Here is a 1033-nt window from a genome sequence, read left to right as displayed (position 1 = left end):
TCCCTTCCCACCGGTGAACCATCAACCTGAACAGTTGCACGGGGCTGTTAGCAGCAGACCCCGCACCACAGGAAGAGGCATGGACATGATAATGCAGAACTACGTCGGCTGCGACATTTCCAAGCAGTGGCTCGACTTTTTTGATGAAGCAAGCGGTCGTTGCCAGCGCATCGACAACCAGATCGAAGCGATCGCTGCCTATGTGACAGGCCTTCACCCTGGCCGTGACTTCGTCGTCATGGAGGCGACAGGGGTCCATGACCGGCTGCTGCGCCATGCGTTGGCCAAGGCCGGCGTTGCTTTCTCGCGACACAATCCGGCGCACACTCACCACTATGCGAGGTCGACGGCGCGGCGCGCCAAGACCGATCGTCTCGATGCCAGGATGCTGAGCGGCTATGGTCGTCGCTACCACCCTGAAGCCGAGCCGGCGCCGCGCGAGGAAGGTGAGCGGCTTCAATCACTTGCCCGCCTGCGCGACCAACTGGTCGAGATCAGGGCAAAGTTGAAGAAGCAGCTCAGTGAGGCTTTCGACGAGACCGTCATCACCGAGTTCGAAGAGCTGATCGCAACCTTCAACACGCGCATCAAGGCGCTCGAAGCCCGGATCGCCGAAGTCATTCGCCAAACCGAGGATACTGCCCGCGACAACACGCTGATGGTCTCCGTGCCCGGTGTCTCCAAGGTCACTGCGTTCTCTCTGCTGGCGCACCTGCCCGAACTCGGCCTGCGAACCCCCAAGTCGATAGCGGCGCTCGCGGGCCTTGCTCCCTTCGACAACAAGAGCGGCAAGCTCAACCGCAGGAGCCAGATCCAGGGCGGCCGAGCGCGCGTGCGCCGGGCCCTCTACATGGCAGCGCTCGGCGCCATCCGAGCCTGCGAGCGCTTCAGAGTTTTCTACAGCGCCATCGCAGCCCGCTCAGGATCCAAGAAGCTGGCTATCATCGCCGTCGCAAGGAAGCTTCTCGTCGTCCTAAACGCCATCATTCGAGACAAAAAAGCTTTCGCATGAACACAGTTGCCATGCCGCGAC

Annotated in this window: 1 protein-coding gene; it reads left to right on the top strand. The window is 61.4% G+C overall.

Going from position 1 to position 1033, the window contains the following annotated elements:
• The first annotated feature begins 79 nt into the window (after positions 1-79).
• A complete protein-coding gene (locus tag NKH03_RS34745) occupies positions 80-1012 on the top strand; it encodes an IS110 family RNA-guided transposase (RefSeq protein WP_352973346.1) in 933 nt (310 codons plus the stop codon).
• The last annotated feature ends 21 nt before the right edge of the window (positions 1013-1033 follow it).

The sequence above is a fragment of the Mesorhizobium sp. M1406 genome, from assembly GCF_040317555.1.
Lineage (GTDB): Bacteria > Pseudomonadota > Alphaproteobacteria > Rhizobiales > Rhizobiaceae > Mesorhizobium.
This window is presented reverse-complemented; position numbering and strand designations above follow the sequence as displayed.

Bases quoted from the DNA above. Each gene is read 5' to 3' on its own strand.
- NKH03_RS34745 (WP_352973346.1), top strand. From the start codon at position 80: ATGGACATGATAATGCAGAACTACGTCGGCTGCGACATTTCCAAGCAG.